This window comes from Streptomyces sp. NPDC001922 (genome assembly GCF_042891165.1).
Classification (GTDB): Bacteria; Actinomycetota; Actinomycetes; order Streptomycetales; family Streptomycetaceae; genus Streptomyces.
On record NZ_JBIASV010000001.1, the window covers coordinates 719,068 to 733,980 of the forward strand.

11 protein-coding genes and 1 tRNA gene are annotated in these 14,913 nt (G+C 74.2%); 8 read left to right on the forward strand and 4 right to left on the reverse strand.

Going from position 1 to position 14,913, the window contains the following annotated elements; translation table 11 throughout:
- Window positions 1-164 precede the first annotated feature (164 nt).
- Window positions 165-776, reverse strand: coding sequence for a histidine phosphatase family protein (locus ACFYYR_RS02975; RefSeq protein WP_388846215.1), 612 nt, complete (start codon window positions 774-776; stop codon window positions 165-167).
- 527 nt (window positions 777-1,303) lie between these two features.
- Here ACFYYR_RS02975 and ACFYYR_RS02980 point away from each other — a divergent pair.
- The 7 genes from ACFYYR_RS02980 to ACFYYR_RS03010 all read left to right on the forward strand — a co-directional run bounded on the left by ACFYYR_RS02980 (window position 1,304) and on the right by ACFYYR_RS03010 (window position 8,833).
- Complete coding sequence (locus ACFYYR_RS02980) at window positions 1,304-2,425, forward strand: phosphatase PAP2 family protein (protein ID WP_388846217.1); 1,122 nt, start codon at window positions 1,304-1,306, stop codon at window positions 2,423-2,425.
- Window positions 2,322-3,761, forward strand: coding sequence for a hypothetical protein (locus ACFYYR_RS02985; RefSeq protein WP_388846219.1), 1,440 nt, complete (start codon window positions 2,322-2,324; stop codon window positions 3,759-3,761). The genes ACFYYR_RS02980 and ACFYYR_RS02985 overlap by 104 nt, the downstream gene beginning before the upstream one ends.
- Window positions 3,752-5,326: a hypothetical protein gene (locus ACFYYR_RS02990; protein WP_388846221.1), complete on the forward strand. Its 1,575-nt coding sequence runs from the start codon at window positions 3,752-3,754 to the stop codon at window positions 5,324-5,326. The genes ACFYYR_RS02985 and ACFYYR_RS02990 overlap by 10 nt, the downstream gene beginning before the upstream one ends.
- A 344-nt stretch (window positions 5,327-5,670) precedes the next feature.
- A complete protein-coding gene (locus ACFYYR_RS02995; RefSeq protein WP_388846439.1) occupies window positions 5,671-6,954 on the forward strand; it encodes an AAA domain-containing protein in 1,284 nt (427 codons plus the stop codon).
- A gap of 343 nt (window positions 6,955-7,297) precedes the next feature.
- Window positions 7,298-7,666, forward strand: a complete 369-nt coding sequence (locus ACFYYR_RS03000) for a hypothetical protein (protein WP_388846223.1) — start codon at window positions 7,298-7,300, stop codon at window positions 7,664-7,666.
- Between the two features lie 299 nt (window positions 7,667-7,965).
- On the forward strand, window positions 7,966-8,706 hold the full coding sequence (locus ACFYYR_RS03005) for a bifunctional DNA primase/polymerase (protein WP_388846225.1): 741 nt from the start codon (window positions 7,966-7,968) through the stop codon (window positions 8,704-8,706).
- A gap of 53 nt (window positions 8,707-8,759) precedes the next feature.
- A tRNA-Lys gene (locus ACFYYR_RS03010) sits at window positions 8,760-8,833 on the forward strand.
- 245 nt (window positions 8,834-9,078) lie between these two features.
- Here ACFYYR_RS03010 and ACFYYR_RS03015 read toward each other — a convergent pair.
- Window positions 9,079-10,323 (reverse strand): M6 family metalloprotease domain-containing protein, encoded by a 1,245-nt coding sequence (locus tag ACFYYR_RS03015; protein WP_388846227.1) that lies wholly within the window; start codon window positions 10,321-10,323, stop codon window positions 9,079-9,081.
- A 346-nt stretch (window positions 10,324-10,669) separates the two neighbouring features.
- Here ACFYYR_RS03015 and ACFYYR_RS03020 point away from each other — a divergent pair, with 346 nt between their 5' ends.
- Window positions 10,670-12,496, forward strand: coding sequence for a putative bifunctional diguanylate cyclase/phosphodiesterase (locus tag ACFYYR_RS03020; protein ID WP_388846229.1), 1,827 nt, complete (start codon window positions 10,670-10,672; stop codon window positions 12,494-12,496).
- A 59-nt stretch (window positions 12,497-12,555) separates the two neighbouring features.
- Here the strand turns inward: ACFYYR_RS03020 and ACFYYR_RS03025 are convergent, their stop codons facing one another.
- The gene (locus tag ACFYYR_RS03025; protein ID WP_388846231.1) at window positions 12,556-13,656 is read right to left on the reverse strand and encodes an LLM class flavin-dependent oxidoreductase; all 1,101 of its coding nucleotides are present in this window, start codon (window positions 13,654-13,656) and stop codon (window positions 12,556-12,558) included.
- A 174-nt stretch (window positions 13,657-13,830) separates the two neighbouring features.
- Complete coding sequence (locus ACFYYR_RS03030) at window positions 13,831-14,619, reverse strand: decarboxylase (RefSeq protein WP_388846441.1); 789 nt, start codon at window positions 14,617-14,619, stop codon at window positions 13,831-13,833.
- Between the last annotated feature and the right edge of the window lie 294 nt (window positions 14,620-14,913).

Consider the following 14,913-nt stretch of genomic DNA (forward strand, 5'->3'; position numbering starts at 1 on the left):
TTCTTTTCTTTTTTTTTTTTTGGGCCCCCCCCCCCTAATTAAAAATTTTGCCCCCCCCCCCCCCCCCCCCGCCCCCCCCACCCCCGAAACCCACCCCACACCCGCACCCACACAACCGAGGCCCGCACAAACGAACCGCAGGACCCCAAGCGCGCCGCACGGCGCTACCGCACGCCACCCCCAAGATCAAGGTGCCCCGTCTCGTTCCACGCCTCGATCGCCGTCTCCCCGTACGCCCACCCCAGAATCGACAGCGACGTCGGATTCAGCTTGATCCGCGCCCCGAACGACACGTCCTCCCCCAGCCAGCGCGCCGCCAGCGCCCGCAGAATGTGCCCGTGCGCGAAGACCAGCACATCGCGGTCTGCCGAGCGTGCCCACTCCACCACCGCGTCCGCCCGCCGGGCGAGCTGCTCCAGGGTCTCCCCGTCCTGTACGCCGTCGCGCCAGATGAACCAGCCCGGCCGCTGTGCCTGGATCTCGGTCCCGGTCAGGCCCTCGTACGCGCCGTAGTCCCATTCCATCAGCGCGTCGAACGGCTCGGCACGGTCCCCGAAGCCGGCCAGCTCGCAGGTCTCGGCCGCCCGGACCAGGGGGCTGGTGCGGATCTCCGCGTCGGGGAGCCCGTTGAACGGGGCCCGGTGCAGGCGCTCCCCCAGGAGCTTCGCGCCGCGCCGCCCCTCCTCCAGGAGCGGGATGTCGGTCCGCCCGGTGTGTCTGCCGGACAGTGACCATTCCGTCTGCCCGTGCCGTGCCAGCAGGATGCGGGGAGCCATAGCGGACCTCTCGCCGTGTTGCGTCGTGCGCGCCTGCCGCACGGCACCCGCCCGCCGCGGCCCGGCCGGTCGGCCCGCCGGCCGTCGGCCGGTCCCGCCCGGCCTGCCGCGCCGCTCCGACCCGTACCGACCCGCCGGCCCGAATCCGCCCCGCCGAGCCCGTACGCGCCGGTGCGAGCCCATACGAGCCAGAGCGAGCCCGTACGCGCCGGTGCGAACCCGTACGAGCCGCCGGGCCCGTAGGGGCCCGCCGCGCCCGCGCGGCCGCCGTGCAGGTGATGCCCGTGCGACAGGTGTGACCTGTCGTCTCCATCATCACGCAGATGTTCGGGAAGCAACCCGCCGGGCGGACTCCACGTCTTCCCGCCCGGACGGCCGGACAGGGGACGGCCGGGGCCCGAAGGGCATCCGAACGGCGGGCGAAGCAGGGGGCGTGCGGCACCGGGGGCAGTGTGCCGACAGATTCACGTACACCGTACAGTTGAACGAGCGCCTCGGTGCCGTCCCAAGACTTGGAGAGCGTCCGCATGCCAGCGACCGCACCCGCGCACCACACAGCGGAGAGCCACCCCAGCCGGCCCCGCTGGTGGACCGAACTGCCGCTGGTGATCGTGGTGTACGCCGTGTACTCGGCGGGACGGCTGCTGGCCCGGGGGGACGCCACCACGGCCGTCGATCACGGACTGGCGATTCTCCGCTTCGAGCAGCGGTGGGGCCTGAACGCGGAGCACCCGCTCAACCGGATCTTCACCGCGCACGCCTGGGTGGGCATACCCGCCGACTTCGCGTACGCCACGCTGCACTACCTGGTGACCCCCGCGATCCTGATATGGCTGTGGCGGCGCCGCCCGGCGAGCTACCGCGCCGCCCGCGGCTGGCTGATGGGCTCCACCCTGCTCGGCCTGATCGGCTTCACCCTCCTTCCGACCTGCCCGCCCCGCCTCCTCGAGGCGGGGCACGGTTTTGTGGACACCATGGCGCAGTACAGCGCGTACGGCTGGTGGGGCGGGGCGGCGAGTGCGCCCCGCGGGCTGGGCAGCCTCACCAACCAGTTCGCGGCGATGCCGAGTCTCCACGTCGGCTGGTCGCTGTGGTGCGGGGTGATGCTCTGGCGGCACGGCCGCGGAACGGCGGCCCGGGTGGCCGGCATCGCCTATCCCCTGCTCACCACGCTGGTGGTGATGGGCACCGCGAACCACTACTTCCTCGACGCCGTCGCGGGTGCGGCGGTCATGGGGGCCGGGCTGCTGCTGACGCCGCCGGTGCTCCGGCTCGTCGACCGGGCCCGGGAGCGCGCCGGTCTCCGTCCCGCTCCCGGGGCGGCGGTGGCCGCCCGTTCCACGGCGCCGGCGGGGGCCCGTACCGCCATCCCGCGCCCCGCCGCTGCATCGAACTCCACCACTTCGCCGAGCCTCATCACCTCGCCCGGCCCCACCACTGCGCCCGGCCCCACCACTTCGCCGAGCGCCACCACTTCCCCGAATCCGGCCGTCCCGGAAAGCGGAACCGCGACGACTGTCGGTGGCGGATGCGAGACTTCGGCGGGTGAACGGATCCCTCGACAGCCGAGCCGTGGCGGCCGCCCCGACGGCGCCGCCACCGCAGGCCCTGCCACAGCCGGGGACGGCACTCCGGCAGCGGCTCGCTGAGCTGCGCGGACCCTCCGCGGCACCGCAGCCGCTCGACGCCCGTGCCCTCGCCGCGCTCGCGGCCAACCCGGGCTGCCGTCGGCGTGCTCTGCTCGACGGCGCCGGGGTGAACAAGGCCGCCCTGGCGCGTGCCCTGGGCTCCCCGGCGACGTTCGGCCAGTCCCAGTTCGCCTTCGTCCGCGGCAACGCCTTCGAGGCGCGCGTCGGGGCGGACAGCGGTGCGGAGCTGATGCGGCTGGTGCACGACCGCCTCGGCGGCCCCGGGGCCCCGCCCGCGCCGGACGAGGTGGACGTACCCGATCTGACGGCGGCGGGCCCCGAGGGCCGGGCCGCCCGCACCAGGTTCGCCCTGGCGGAGGCGACGTCGGCCGGACGCTGGGCGCTGCTGTTCCACCCCATGGTGCCGCTGGACGTGGCCGGTTCCCCCGTCCATCTGGAACCGGACGCCGTGGTGGTGCACCCGGACGGGCGGTGGACGGTGGTGGAGGTCAAGTCCTTCCCCGTGGTGGACGGTGCGGCGGACGCGGCGAAGGTCGGCGCCGCCGCCCGGCAGGCCGCGGTGTACGTGCTGGCGCTGGAGCGGCTGGCCGGAGGGATGGCCGCGACCACGGCCGCTGGAACCCCGGCCCCGGGCGTCCGGCACACCGTGCTGCTGGTCTGCCCCAAGGACTTCTCCAACCTGCCGGTCGCCGAGCCGGTGGACGTCCGCAAGCAGCTGTCCGTCACCCGGCGCCAGCTCACCCGGCTCACCCGGATCGAGGAGATCGCGGCGGCGCTGCCGGAGGGCACCACGTTCGACCTGCGGCTCGCGGACGACGGCAGCACGCCCACCCGGCCCGCGGAGGAGCTGACGGAGGCGGTCGAAGCGGTCGGGGCGACGTACGCCCCCGAGTGCCTGGCCGCCTGTGAACTGGCCTTCCACTGCCGCTCCCGGGCCCGGGCCGAGGGCGCGGTGGAGACGCTGGGCCGCGGGGTCCGGGGCGAGCTGGGCGGCCTCTCCACGGTGGAGAGCGTGCTGGCGGCGGCCCTCGGCGAGCCCGGCCCGCTGCCGGCGGCGTACGGGGAGGACGGGCCGGAACCGGCGACCGGTGAACCGGAAGCCGACGCCCCGGAGACCACAGCCCCGGAGACCGGCGCCCCCGAGGCCACACCCCCGGAAACCGGCGCCCCGGAAGCGGAGACCGGCACCCCGGAAACCGCGGCCCCCGAGACCGAGGACCCGGCCGTCGAAGCGCTCCGCAGAGCCGCGGCCCTGCGCGCCGAGGCGCTGGCCGGTTTCGAGCCGGCCGCCGGGTTCGAGCCGTCCGGACGCAAGGGGGAGGTCCCGTGTCGTTGATCGCCACCCTGGCCCGGCTGGAAGCCGTACGGTCGGGGCGCGCCCAGCCGGGCGCCACCGTGCTGCACCGTCATCTCTCCGCCCGGCCCCTCGTCTTCGTCCCGCTCACCACCGCGGGTGAGGCGGGCGCTCCGCTGGGGGCACTGGTCGGCACCGACCGGGACGCGCCGCGGCTGCTCGTGGTGGCCCAGCCGCGCGACCGGAATCTGCGGTTCGCGTTCCTCGCGGAGCTGGCGGAGGCGGTGCTGCCGCACATCGACGCGTACGCGGACGACGTGGAGACCGAGCAGCGCAAGGAGACCGACCCGGAGACCGGCAAGCGGGTGCCGGTCGAGGTCGAGCTGTGCGCGGACGCCCCGCAGCTGCTGGTGCCGAGCACAGCGGGGGTGGAGTTCGTCCGGCTGCTGGGGCGGTCCATGCGGTTCCGCCGCACCGCCGAGCAGGCCCCGGACACGCCCCATCCGGCGCCCGCCCGGGTGCCGCTGCTCGGCCGCTGGCTGACGCACTACGGCGAGCGGTCCCGGGTGCCCGGGTCCTCGCTGCTGCTGTCGATGACGGAGCTGCTGGGCCGGCACTGGGCGACCGGTCAGAGCAACCTGGAGGACCAGCATCTGGGCTCCCTCCTGGCCTGGATCGACCCGCCGGACGGCGAGTCGGGGGCGGAGGCCGCGCTCCGGGCCGAGCTGGCGCGCGACGCGGACGGGCTGCTGCGGTGCCCACCGGCCGGTCCGGCCACCGACCCGGTGTTCGACAACACGCTGCTGGCCCCGGCCATGTCCCGGTTCGACGCGGCGCGTTCGGGGACGGCGGGCGCCGCGGCCGGCCCGCGGGCCGTCGCCGCCGCGGAGGCCGAGATCCGCGAGCTGGTCGCCGCTCAGCTGCGCCCCACCTGGGACGCCCTGTGGCACGGGGTGGACCTGCTCCGCGCACTGCCCCCGGGCGGCCATGTCGCGGACCGGTGGAAGCGCGACCGCTGGTCGTTCACCGGCCACCGGGACCGGGTCCGCGCCGGTGAACCGCCGCAGCCGAAGCGGGACGACGCGGTGACGGCCGCGCAGAAGCTCGCCACCCGGGAGACCGCGCAGGCCCAGCTCGACGCGCAGGAGGCGCTGGACGACCCGTTGGTCATGGCGAGCCGCCGGCTGGCCGGGGAAGCCTTCGCGGGAGAGGTCACGGAGGTGGTGATGGCGTACAGCGAGGCGAAGGTCCCGCGGCCGCGCCCGCTGGTGACGGTGCGCACGGAGGACCGGCCGCATCTGGCCGAGTCGGCGAAGGTGTACCGGGCGCTGGCCGACGGCCGGACGCAGCCGGCGGAGTTCGTCTCCTACGCGCCCGACGGGCTGGTCGTCCGGCTGACGGGCGGGATGGGCCGGGGCAAGGTCCCGGAGCCGGGTTCGGTGCCGGAGAACGGCGACCGGGTGTGCTGGACGCTGTTCGAACATGCGCCGCGCGGCGGGCCGGAGCTGCCCGACCCGGAGGAGACGCCGTGGACGCACGGCGGGCCACCCGGCTCTCCGGCCGTGGCCGAAGCCCCCGACCCGGTGACCGATGAGGATCTGCTGTGAGCGACGACCCGACGGGCCGGTGGGCCCGGGACGGCCGGGTGCCGAACGCCCGCGTACCGAACGGCCGCGTACCGAACGACCCTGTCCGGAACGGCCGGGCACCGCATGCCCCGGATCCGGACGGCCCTCATCCGGACGGCCCGGAGCGGGACGACCGTCGCCCGGGCCACGAGGCGGTGCCGGGCGGCCCCGGTGGCGACCGCGGCACCGGCGGCCCGTACGACGACCACGGCCCCGGCGGCCAGTACGACGGCGGCGGTGCCGGTGGCTCCGGTCCCGGCGGCAGCCCGGCCGGCGACGGGCCGTTCGATCCGGGAGCCGCCGCGGCCCGGGCGACCGACGCGATCCTGCACGCCACCCTGCACGGCACGCACCGCGGCGTGGTCGTCGACTCGCCCCCGGGAGCCGGGAAGTCGACCCTCGTGGTGCGGGCCGCCCGCGAACTGGCCGCCGCCGGGCGCCCACTGATGGTGGTGGCGCAGACCAACGCCCAGGTGGACGACCTGGTGGACCGGCTGGCCACCGCCGACCCGGACCTCCCGGTCGGCCGGCTGCACAGCAGCGACCCGAAGGCGTACGACCCGGTCCTCGACCGGCACCCGTCCGTCCGCACCTCCGCCAAGGCCGCCGACCTGGCCGGACTCGACGTCGTGATCTCGACCGCCGCGAAGTGGGCGCACACCGGGAACGTCGAGCCGTGGCAGCACGCCATCGTGGACGAGGCCTACCAGATGCGGTCGGACGCGCTGCTGGCCGTGGCCGGCCTGTTCGAACGGGCGCTGTTCGTCGGCGACCCGGGGCAGCTCGACCCGTTCAGCGTGGTGGGCGCCGAGCAGTGGGCGGGCCTCTCGTACGACCCGTCGGCCAGTGCGGTCACCACCCTGCTGGCCCACAACCCCGATCTGCCGCAGCACCGGCTGCCGGTGTCGTGGCGGCTGCCCGCGTCCGCCGCGCCGCTGGTCTCCGACGCGTTCTACCCGTACACGCGCTTCCGCAGCGGCACCGGGCACGGCGACCGCCGGCTGGCGTTCGGGGTGCGGTCGGACGGTTCGGCGGCGGACCGGGTGCTGGACGAGGCCGCCGAGTCCGGCTGGGGGCTGCTGGAGCTGCCCGCCCGGCGGACGCCCCGGACGGATCCGGAAGCGGTCGGGGCGGTGGCGCAGGTGGTGCGGCGGCTGCTGGACCGGGGCGGAGCAGCGACGAGTGAGCGCTCCCCGGAGCCGGTGCCGCTGACGGCGGACCGCGTCGCGGTCGGCACCGCCCACCGCGACCAGGCTGCGGCCGTCCGGGCGGCGCTGGCCGGGCTCGGGGTGTCCGGGGTGGCGGTGGACACCGCGAACCGGCTGCAGGGCCGGGAGTTCGATGTCACGGTGGTCCTCCACCCGCTGTCGGGCCGGCCGGACGCCACGGCGTTCCATCTGGAGACGGGGCGGCTGTGCGTGCTGGCCTCGCGCCACCGCCACGCGTGCATCGTGGTGTGCCGGGCCGGGGTGGCGGAACTCCTGGACGAGCACCCGTCGACGGAGCCCGTCCAGCTCGGCGTGACGGTGAAGTTCCCCGACGGCTGGGAGGCGAACCACGCGGTGCTGTCGCACCTCACGGAGCACCGGGTGCGCTGGCGTCCCTGAACGGACGCCTCGCCGGGTCCGGCACGCTGCCCGGCGGCGCGGGGCTGCACGGGGAACCGGGGACGACGGGGGGCGACGGGGGTGACAGGGGCGAGGGGGTCCGGGGAGCGCCGCGCCCCAGGTGTCCGGGTGCAGGTGTCCGGGCCCCAGGTGTCCGGGTCCAAGGGTGCCCGGGGCCCGGTGCCGGGTACAGGACAGGGGGCTGCGAGTGCCGGGCCGCGCTCGCCGACAGCCCGCGGAAGGCACCTCGGGGCCGCCGGGAAGCACCTGCGGACGTCTTGCCGGACGCGGGACAATGGAGAACAGCGAATGTCTCATTCGGGAGAACGGCGGAGGTAGTTCCATGTCGGAGCCGGGGTCGGCTCACCACCAGACGGACGACGCCAAACGACGGCTGCGCCCCGCGGCACTGCTCTTCGAGCCCGCGGAGGTGGCCGAGGACGACGAGCACTTCTTCGACCTGGAGTCGATCGACGACCCCAAGGAGCTGCTGGGCCGGTCGACGGAGCTGACGCTGGCGTTCCGGGAGGCCGCCGACCGGGCGACCGAGTACCAGGCGATCGCCGCGGCGCAGCTCGCGGACCCCCAGCGCTTCGACAGACTTCCCGTGTCCGCCATCGCGGAGCGGGCGGACTGGAGCGAGGACTACGCGGTGCGCATGATCGAGTTCGGTCGCGATCTGCTGCGCAACGGCGGTTCGGCCGCTCCCTGACCCGCCGGACCGCGCCGCCTCCCCGCACTCACCGCACGACGCGCCGTCTGCACTGGTCATGCCGTCTGCACTGGTCATGCGGTCTGCACTGGTCATGGGCGTGAACAGCACCGACGGCAGCACGCTCCGACGCCCAGGACCGGCGCGCGGTGCCGCACGGCGAACGGTTCCAGGGCCGCCGACGGCCGCACCCGGCCGTCGGCATATGCGGGCGGGAAGGTACCCCACCCCTCCTCACCTTGTCCCCGTTTCTGCTATTCACCGGAGTCGGAGCATCCAAGTCCGGTACTTGTTTGTTTATGAACGACTGGCAGCGGGACAGCTGGCACTTCGACGCCGACCGGCGCCCGGACGTCTCCGACGCCAGCGCCCCGGAGCAGGGCCCCGCGGAGCCCGGACCGGAGTCCGCCTCCGGCTCCCCCGCGGCCGGGCACGGCGCCGCCCCCACGGCGGGGACGCGTCCGGCGGCGGGCCCGCGCCGGACCACCGCCGACCGGGTGACGAGCGCCGGCGCCCAGTGGCTGGTGTCCGCCGACCCGGCCCCGCACCGCCTGCTCGCCCGCTGGTCACGCCACCCCACCGCACCCGGCGTCCTGCCCTGCGGCACCGCGTTCGACGTGATCAACGTCCCGGCGGTCTTCGGCCGCCGCATGCTGGACCGGCTCTGGTCCGAGGGCCCGGGCACCGGACCGGTGTCGGTGCACCGCAGCCGGATGCTGATCTTCGCCGCGACCGGCACCGCCCGCCGGCTGCCCGAGCTGCTCGGCGGTGCGGCCCGGAGCCGCGCCGTGCCGCCGCTGCTGTTCCACGGCGCGGGCGACGCGGTGGCGGTGCCGCCGCCCGCCGGACCGCCGCGGAACGCCGGCCCGGAGTGGACGGAGCGGGGGATATCCCGCTGGCTGGTCGCCCCGGAGGTCCGGCACCCCTGGCTGCCGGGGCCGGAGATCCTGCTCCGGGCCGTCGTCCATGCAGCTCGGAGCTGCTGCGCCGGTGCGGACGAGCGCGGCGGAGCGGCAGAATCCGCCCTGGCCCCGGGCTGAGGCTTATCGATTTTTGATCCCCCGGATCCGGATGCTAATGTCTTCCACGTCAGGCGCCGCTAGCTCAGTTGGTTAGAGCAGCTGACTCTTAATCAGCGGGTCCGGGGTTCGAGTCCCTGGCGGCGCACTTACGGTTACACCGTTGACCTGGGCTTCCTCGCTCGCGAGGGAGCCTTTCGTCATTCTCGGGACAGGCCATCCTCGGGCACGGGTCACCCTCGGACACGGGTCACCCTCGGACACGGGTCGCCGCCGGACAAGGGGCGCTTCGGGCCCCGGATCACTCTCAGGCTCGGATCGCCCTCGGGCACGCGTCCACGCCTCGTCCGCCGGGCCCTGCCCACCCCGCCCCACACCCCAGCGGCTCCGCCCTCAGGGCCGGGTCACCTTGACCGTCCACCGGCCGCTGCTGTCCGTACCCAGCACCTCCACCGCGACCCCGCTGGCCCGGTCGGTCATCCGCTCCCCCACGCCGAGCGGCGCGTCCGCCAGGGGCGGGTAGACCGAGGACTCCCGGCAGGCGCTCGTCCGGGGATGGCCGTCGAGCACCTCCATCGGGCCGCCGCCGGAGGCGGCACCGCTGCGCACCCGGTAGACCAGCACGCCCCTGGTGCACGTCCCGGAGTCGTTCCCCCGGTTCTCGCGGACCTCGAGCGCGAGCGCGGCCGCCTCCCCGGTCCGGACGACCAGGAGCCGCTCGCCGTCGTCCGCACCGGGCGCGGCGGCCGGGGCGGTGAGCGGGGTGAGGCTGTGGAGGCTCGTGCCGCCCCGCCGGACGCAGCCGACCTGATGCCGGTCGAGCCAGCCCAGCTTCCACTTGTGCCAGCCGAACGGTTCGGGCGCGAGCCCGAACTGGCTGCCCATGAGGTCCCAGTCGCCGACGTGGGTGTCCCAGTCGCCCTTGCCGTCCTGGGGCCGCTTGTAGAGGTCGGGCAGGTCGAAGACGTGGCCGGTCTCGTGGGCCAGCACATTGCGGTCCGGGGGGTGCTGCTCGAAGACGGTGACGATCCGGCGCAGGGCCGACCCGTCGGCCAGCAGCGGACGGGCGAAGTTCACGACCTTGGTGGCGTCGGAGTCCACCCCGGGGGCGTCGGGATCGGCGATCAGATACACGATGTCGTACCGGGAGAAGTCCACCCGGCTGTCGGCGGCCTTGACGGCGTCACTGAGGTACTTGGTCCGCAGACCCGGGTCCCAGTCCCGTTCTATCCCATACGCGCCGGACGCGCGCGGCATCTTCACCCAGGTGCGCACCGGGTGGGCGCGGAGCTCGAAACGCCCGTACGACGCGCGGCGGAAGAAGCCGGAGGTGTCGGGGAAGTAGTCGGCGGCCAGTTCGTCGGGGGTGGCGTCCGGGGCGGAGTCGGGGAAGGACAGGAACACCATGACCGCGTCGAGACGGCCCTGCGGCCTGGAGTAGGCGGCGTTCCAGGAGTCGACCCCCTCGGAGTGGTGCGCTCCGGTCCGTGCGAGCGCGCACGGGCCCGCCGCCGAATCGGCCGATGCGGGGCCCGCGACGAGCGAGGTGGCGATCATCGCCGTGAGGGAGGTGAACGCGGCCGCGAGGCTGCGCAGCCGCGACCGTTCCACTCCCCCGGGTGTCTGCGGACGCGGCACGTCGACCTCCCCGAGCGGAATCGGAACTCCTCATCCACCCTGTGGGGGTTCATGCCTATATGTCCTGTTCCGGTGGCCCGGTCGAGTGATCGGGAGGACGCCTCCCCGTGTCACTGACAGTCACAGAAGGTCATTGAGAGAACAGGGGCGTTCAAAGTCGCGCAGGAATGGTCGGGACGGCCGCCACGGGTGCCCGGAATCACGGTTGCCTTACTGGAACGCCCCTCCCACCGGCCTCTATGATCGCCACATTTCCAGCGCGGATTCCTCCTTGAGCGGTCGTCCGCCGCCGGCCGGACCACCTCTGCGTGATCTGTACGAGACGAGTGCCCTGAGGGAGCGAGCGGTGAGCGAATCCCCCGACGGGCCGGGCCACGGGCCCGGCATCACGGTGCCGACGGTCACGGAACGTAGTGCGACGGGCCGCCGGTCCCGTACGGAACCCGGGGTCGGCAGGCCCGCATCGGAAGTACGTGATCTGCAGGCCGCGTTCAACGCCGCGCAGCTCGCCATGGCGGTCGTCGACCGCGAGGGCAAGGTGATCAGCGCCAACCAGGCGCTCGGGACCCTGCTCGGCGCCGAACCCGCCCGGCTCACCGACGAGCCCGCCGCCGACCTCGTCGGCCTGGGCCAGGACTCCCGCACCTGGGCCGCGTACTGCGAAGTGCTGCGCGGGCGCAGCGAACGCCTCCGCTGCACCCAGCGGCTCAAGAGCCCGGACGGGCAGTCGGTCTGGGCGGATGTGACGGTCGCGCCGCTGGCCGACAGCCGCAGCGTGCTGATGTCGGTCGCGGACATCAGCGACCGCCGCGATCTCCAGGCCCGCCTGCGCCATCTGCAGATGCACGACCCGGTGACCCGGCTGCCCAATCGCGCGCTGTTCTTCGAGCGGCTCGCCGCGGCGCTGGACACCTCGGTCCATCCGCGCGGCAGCACCGGCCGGATCGGGCTCTGCTATCTCGACCTCGACGGCTTCAAGGCGGTCAACGACACCCTCGGGCACCGGGTGGGCGACCAGTTGCTGAGCGCCGTCGCCCAGCGGCTGGCGCACTGCGCGGACCAGGCCGGCTACGGGCGGCGCGGCGGGCACCTGGTGGCCCGGCTCGGCGGTGACGAGTTCGCGCTGCTGGTCGAGGACTCCACCGGGACCGAGCAGCTGTCGGCGCTCGCCGGGTCCGTACTGGCCACCCTGCAGAGGCCGTTCGAGCTGGCCGGGCAGCGCCTGTCCATCTCGGCGAGCATCGGCGTCGTCGAGCGGATCGCGGCGGGGACGACGGCGACGGCCCTGATGCAGGCCGCCGACACCACGCTGTACTGGGCCAAGGCGGACGGCAAGGCCCGCTGGACCCTGTTCGACCCCGAGCGCAACGCCCACCGGATGACGCGGCAGGCGCTGGCGAGCACCTTGCGACCGGCCGTGGAGCACGGTGAGTTCACCCTGGAGTACCAGCCGCTGGTCGGCCTCGGCGACGGGTCGGTGCGCGGGGTGGAGGCACTGGTGCGGTGGCGTCACCCGCAGTTCGGCACGCTCGCGCCGAATCGGTTCATCGGACTGGCCGAGGAGGACGGCTCCATCGTCGAACTCGGCCGCTGGGTGCTGGAGACCGCCTGCCGGCAGGCGCGCCGGTGGCAGCTGCAGCACCCCGACGCCCCGGTCTTCGTCAGCGTCAACGTGGCCGTGCGGCAGGTGTGGGACTCGGACCTGGTGGCGGACGTCGCCGGAATCCTGGAGAACACCGGACTGCCGCCCGAGCTCCTGCAGTTGGAGCTGACCGAGTCCGCCGTCATGGGATCGGCCGGCCGGCCGCTCCAGGCCCTGCAGGCGCTCAGCGACATGGGGGTCTCGATCGCCATCGACGACTTCGGGACCGGCTACTCGAACCTCGCCTATCTGAGCCGGCTGCCCGTCTCCACGCTGAAGTTGGACGGATCGTTCGTGCAGGGCTTCCGGGACGAGGAGCACCCGAATCCGGCCGACGAGACCATCGTCGAGGCCCTGGTGCAGCTCGCGCACCGGCTGGGGCTGACCGTGACCGCCGAGTGCGTGGAGAGCGCCGAACAGGCGGACCGGCTGCGGCGCATCGGCTGCGACACCGGGCAGGGGTGGTTCTACTCCCGCCCGGTGCCGGCGGACCGGGTGTCGGCGCTGCTGGGTCCCCACCCCGCCCCCTGACCCCTCCCGTTCCGTTGCCGGTTCTGCCGCCGTCGGTCCGCCGAGGACGGCGGCGGGTGTCAGCCTTCTGTGCCGGGGAGTCCGTAGGCCTCGGCGATCAGTTCGTAGGAACGCAGCCGCACCTGGGCGCCGTGCGCATTGCTCGTGATCATCAGCTCGTCGGCGCCGGTCCGCTTGACCAGGCCGTCGAGTCCGTCGCGTACGGCGTCGGCCGTACCGTGCACGACGTTCCGCAGCCAGCTGTCGGCGAACTCCTGCTCCAGCGCGCTGAACTCATGGGCCTCGGCCTCTTCCGGTGACGGGATGAGCCCCGGTCGTCCGGTGCGCAGCCGGACCATGGAGAGGGCACCGGTCAGCACCTGTCGGCGGGCCTCCTTCTCGTCCTCCGCCGCGAGCGCCGAGACACCGATGAGCGCATACGGCTCGTCGAGCGTCGCGGACGGGCGGAAGGACTCACGGTAGAGATCGAGCGCGGGAATCGTATGGGCGGCGGAGAAGTGGTGGGCGAAGGCGAACGGCAGCCCGAGCACCCCGGCGAGCCGGGCACTGAACCCACTGGAGCCGAGGAGCCAGACGGGCGGCCTCGCCGGGGACTGCACCCCGCCGGCGACCGTGCCCTGGACCGGTCCGGGCACGGCGTGAATGCGGCGGTAGGGGTGGCCGTCGGGGAAGTCGTCGTCCAGGAAGCGGGTCAGTTCGGCCAACTGCTGGGGGAAGTCCTCGGCTCCTTCGTTCAGCCGGTCCGTGCGGCGCAGGGCGGCGGCCGTCGCCCCGTCGGTCCCCGGTGCGCGGCCCAGCCCGAGGTCGATCCGTCCCGGTGCCAGGGCTTCCAGGGTGCCGAACTGTTCGGCGATGACCAGCGGAGCGTGGTTGGGCAGCATGACTCCACCGGAGCCGAGGCGGATCCGCTCGGTGTGCGCGGCGAGGTGGGCGAGGATCACCGCGGGGGAGGAACTGGCCACTCCGGGCATGGAGTGGTGCTCCGCGACCCAGAACCGGTGGTAGCCGAGCCGCTCCGCGCCCCGCGCCAGTTCCACTCCGGCGCGCAGCGCGTCGGTCGCGGTCCGGCCACTGCCGACGGTGGCGAGGTCGAGAACGGACAGCGGAACCGGTGCGGTCCCGGCTGCCCCGGCGCGGATGCTGTCGTGCTGCTCGGCCATGCCTGGCCCGCCTCCCTGGTTGGTCTGCCTGCGACGCAGGCAGCAACCGGAGACACTCTCCGCTTATTCCCGGGTCCGGGTCCGGGTCCGGGGTTCCTGGGCGCTGGGCCCTGGGCGCTGGGCCCTGGGCCGCCGGCGTTCCCGAAGCGCCCGAGACGCTCACGGCTCCGCGGCTCACCCGGGGATCGGCGTGCGGCTCCCCGCTTCGGCCGTGAACAAGGTCCCGAGGTCCGGGCGGAGCACGGTCCGGTCGAGCAGGCGCAGCCCCTCCCAGACGGTGACCTGGTTGGCGGTGAGCACTGGCTTGCCCAGCTCGGCCTCGAGCTCGCTGAGGTGGGCGGCGGTGTGGAGGGCGGTGTCCGGGAGGAGGACCGCCTGGGCCTCGGGGTGGTCGCCCGCCCGGGCGAGCGCCAGCACTTCGTCACGCTCCCAGGTGCCGACCTCGGCCGCGGTGATGATGCCGCTGCCGCGCATGGCGACGACTTCCGTGCCGGCCGCCTTGAGGAACGCCATGAAGTGCTCGGCGACGTCCTCCGGGTAGGTCGCCGCGATGGCCACCCGGTCGGCACCGACGGCGCGGATGGCACGGGCGAAGGCGAAGGAGGTGCTGGAGGCGGGGAGGCCCGCGGTGCGGGAGAGCTCACGCACCTGTGCCTGGGCGCCCTCCCAGCCGAAGACGAAGCTGGCACTGGTGCAGGCCCAGACGACGGCCTGGGCTCCCCGGGCCTTCAGCTCCTCGACCCCGGCGGCGAGCCGCCCGGCCGACCCCATCTCCAACAGGGCGTCGACCCGGTGGGCGTCCTCGCCGATGTCCGTGTGGACCAGGGGGAGCCGGACGCCCGCCGACAGCATGGACTCCAGCCGGGGGTAGTCGTCCTCGGCCGAGTATCCCGGGTACAGGAAGCCGACTGCCGCTCCGGGCGCTGCTTCCTCCGATGCCCGCATCGTCGCCGCGTCTGTCATCTCCACCTCCGTGTCATGTTCCATGCGCTTCTTGTCGAGCTGCCTTCTCTTCGAGCTGCGCCGCCCTTTCGAGCAGCGCTGTTCCTCCTCCGGCCCGACCGGCACTTCCCACCCGGACCGGACGGCGCCCACGTGGCGCCGGCCGCCGTGCGTTGCGCGGACGGCTCCCGTGCAACTGCTCTGATGGCACCGGCGGGCTCCGTGGTGTTCCGCCCGTGCCGTCTTCGGTCGGCCTTCACCCCTGCGGGTGAGCGGGAGCCCGGCCGCCGCCGCGCCGCTCCCGGCCCGCCCGGC

Bases quoted from the DNA above. Each gene is read 5' to 3' on its own strand.
- ACFYYR_RS03025 (WP_388846231.1), bottom strand. From the start codon at position 13,656: ATGGCCGAGCAGCACGACAGCATCCGCGCCGGGGCAGCCGGGACCGCA.
- ACFYYR_RS03030 (WP_388846441.1), bottom strand. From the start codon at position 14,619: ATGACAGACGCGGCGACGATGCGGGCATCGGAGGAAGCAGCGCCCGGA.
- ACFYYR_RS03005 (WP_388846225.1), top strand. From the start codon at position 7,966: ATGAACGACTGGCAGCGGGACAGCTGGCACTTCGACGCCGACCGGCGC.
- ACFYYR_RS02980 (WP_388846217.1), top strand. From the start codon at position 1,304: ATGCCAGCGACCGCACCCGCGCACCACACAGCGGAGAGCCACCCCAGC.
- ACFYYR_RS02975 (WP_388846215.1), bottom strand. From the start codon at position 776: ATGGCTCCCCGCATCCTGCTGGCACGGCACGGGCAGACGGAATGGTCA.
- ACFYYR_RS03000 (WP_388846223.1), top strand. From the start codon at position 7,298: ATGTCGGAGCCGGGGTCGGCTCACCACCAGACGGACGACGCCAAACGA.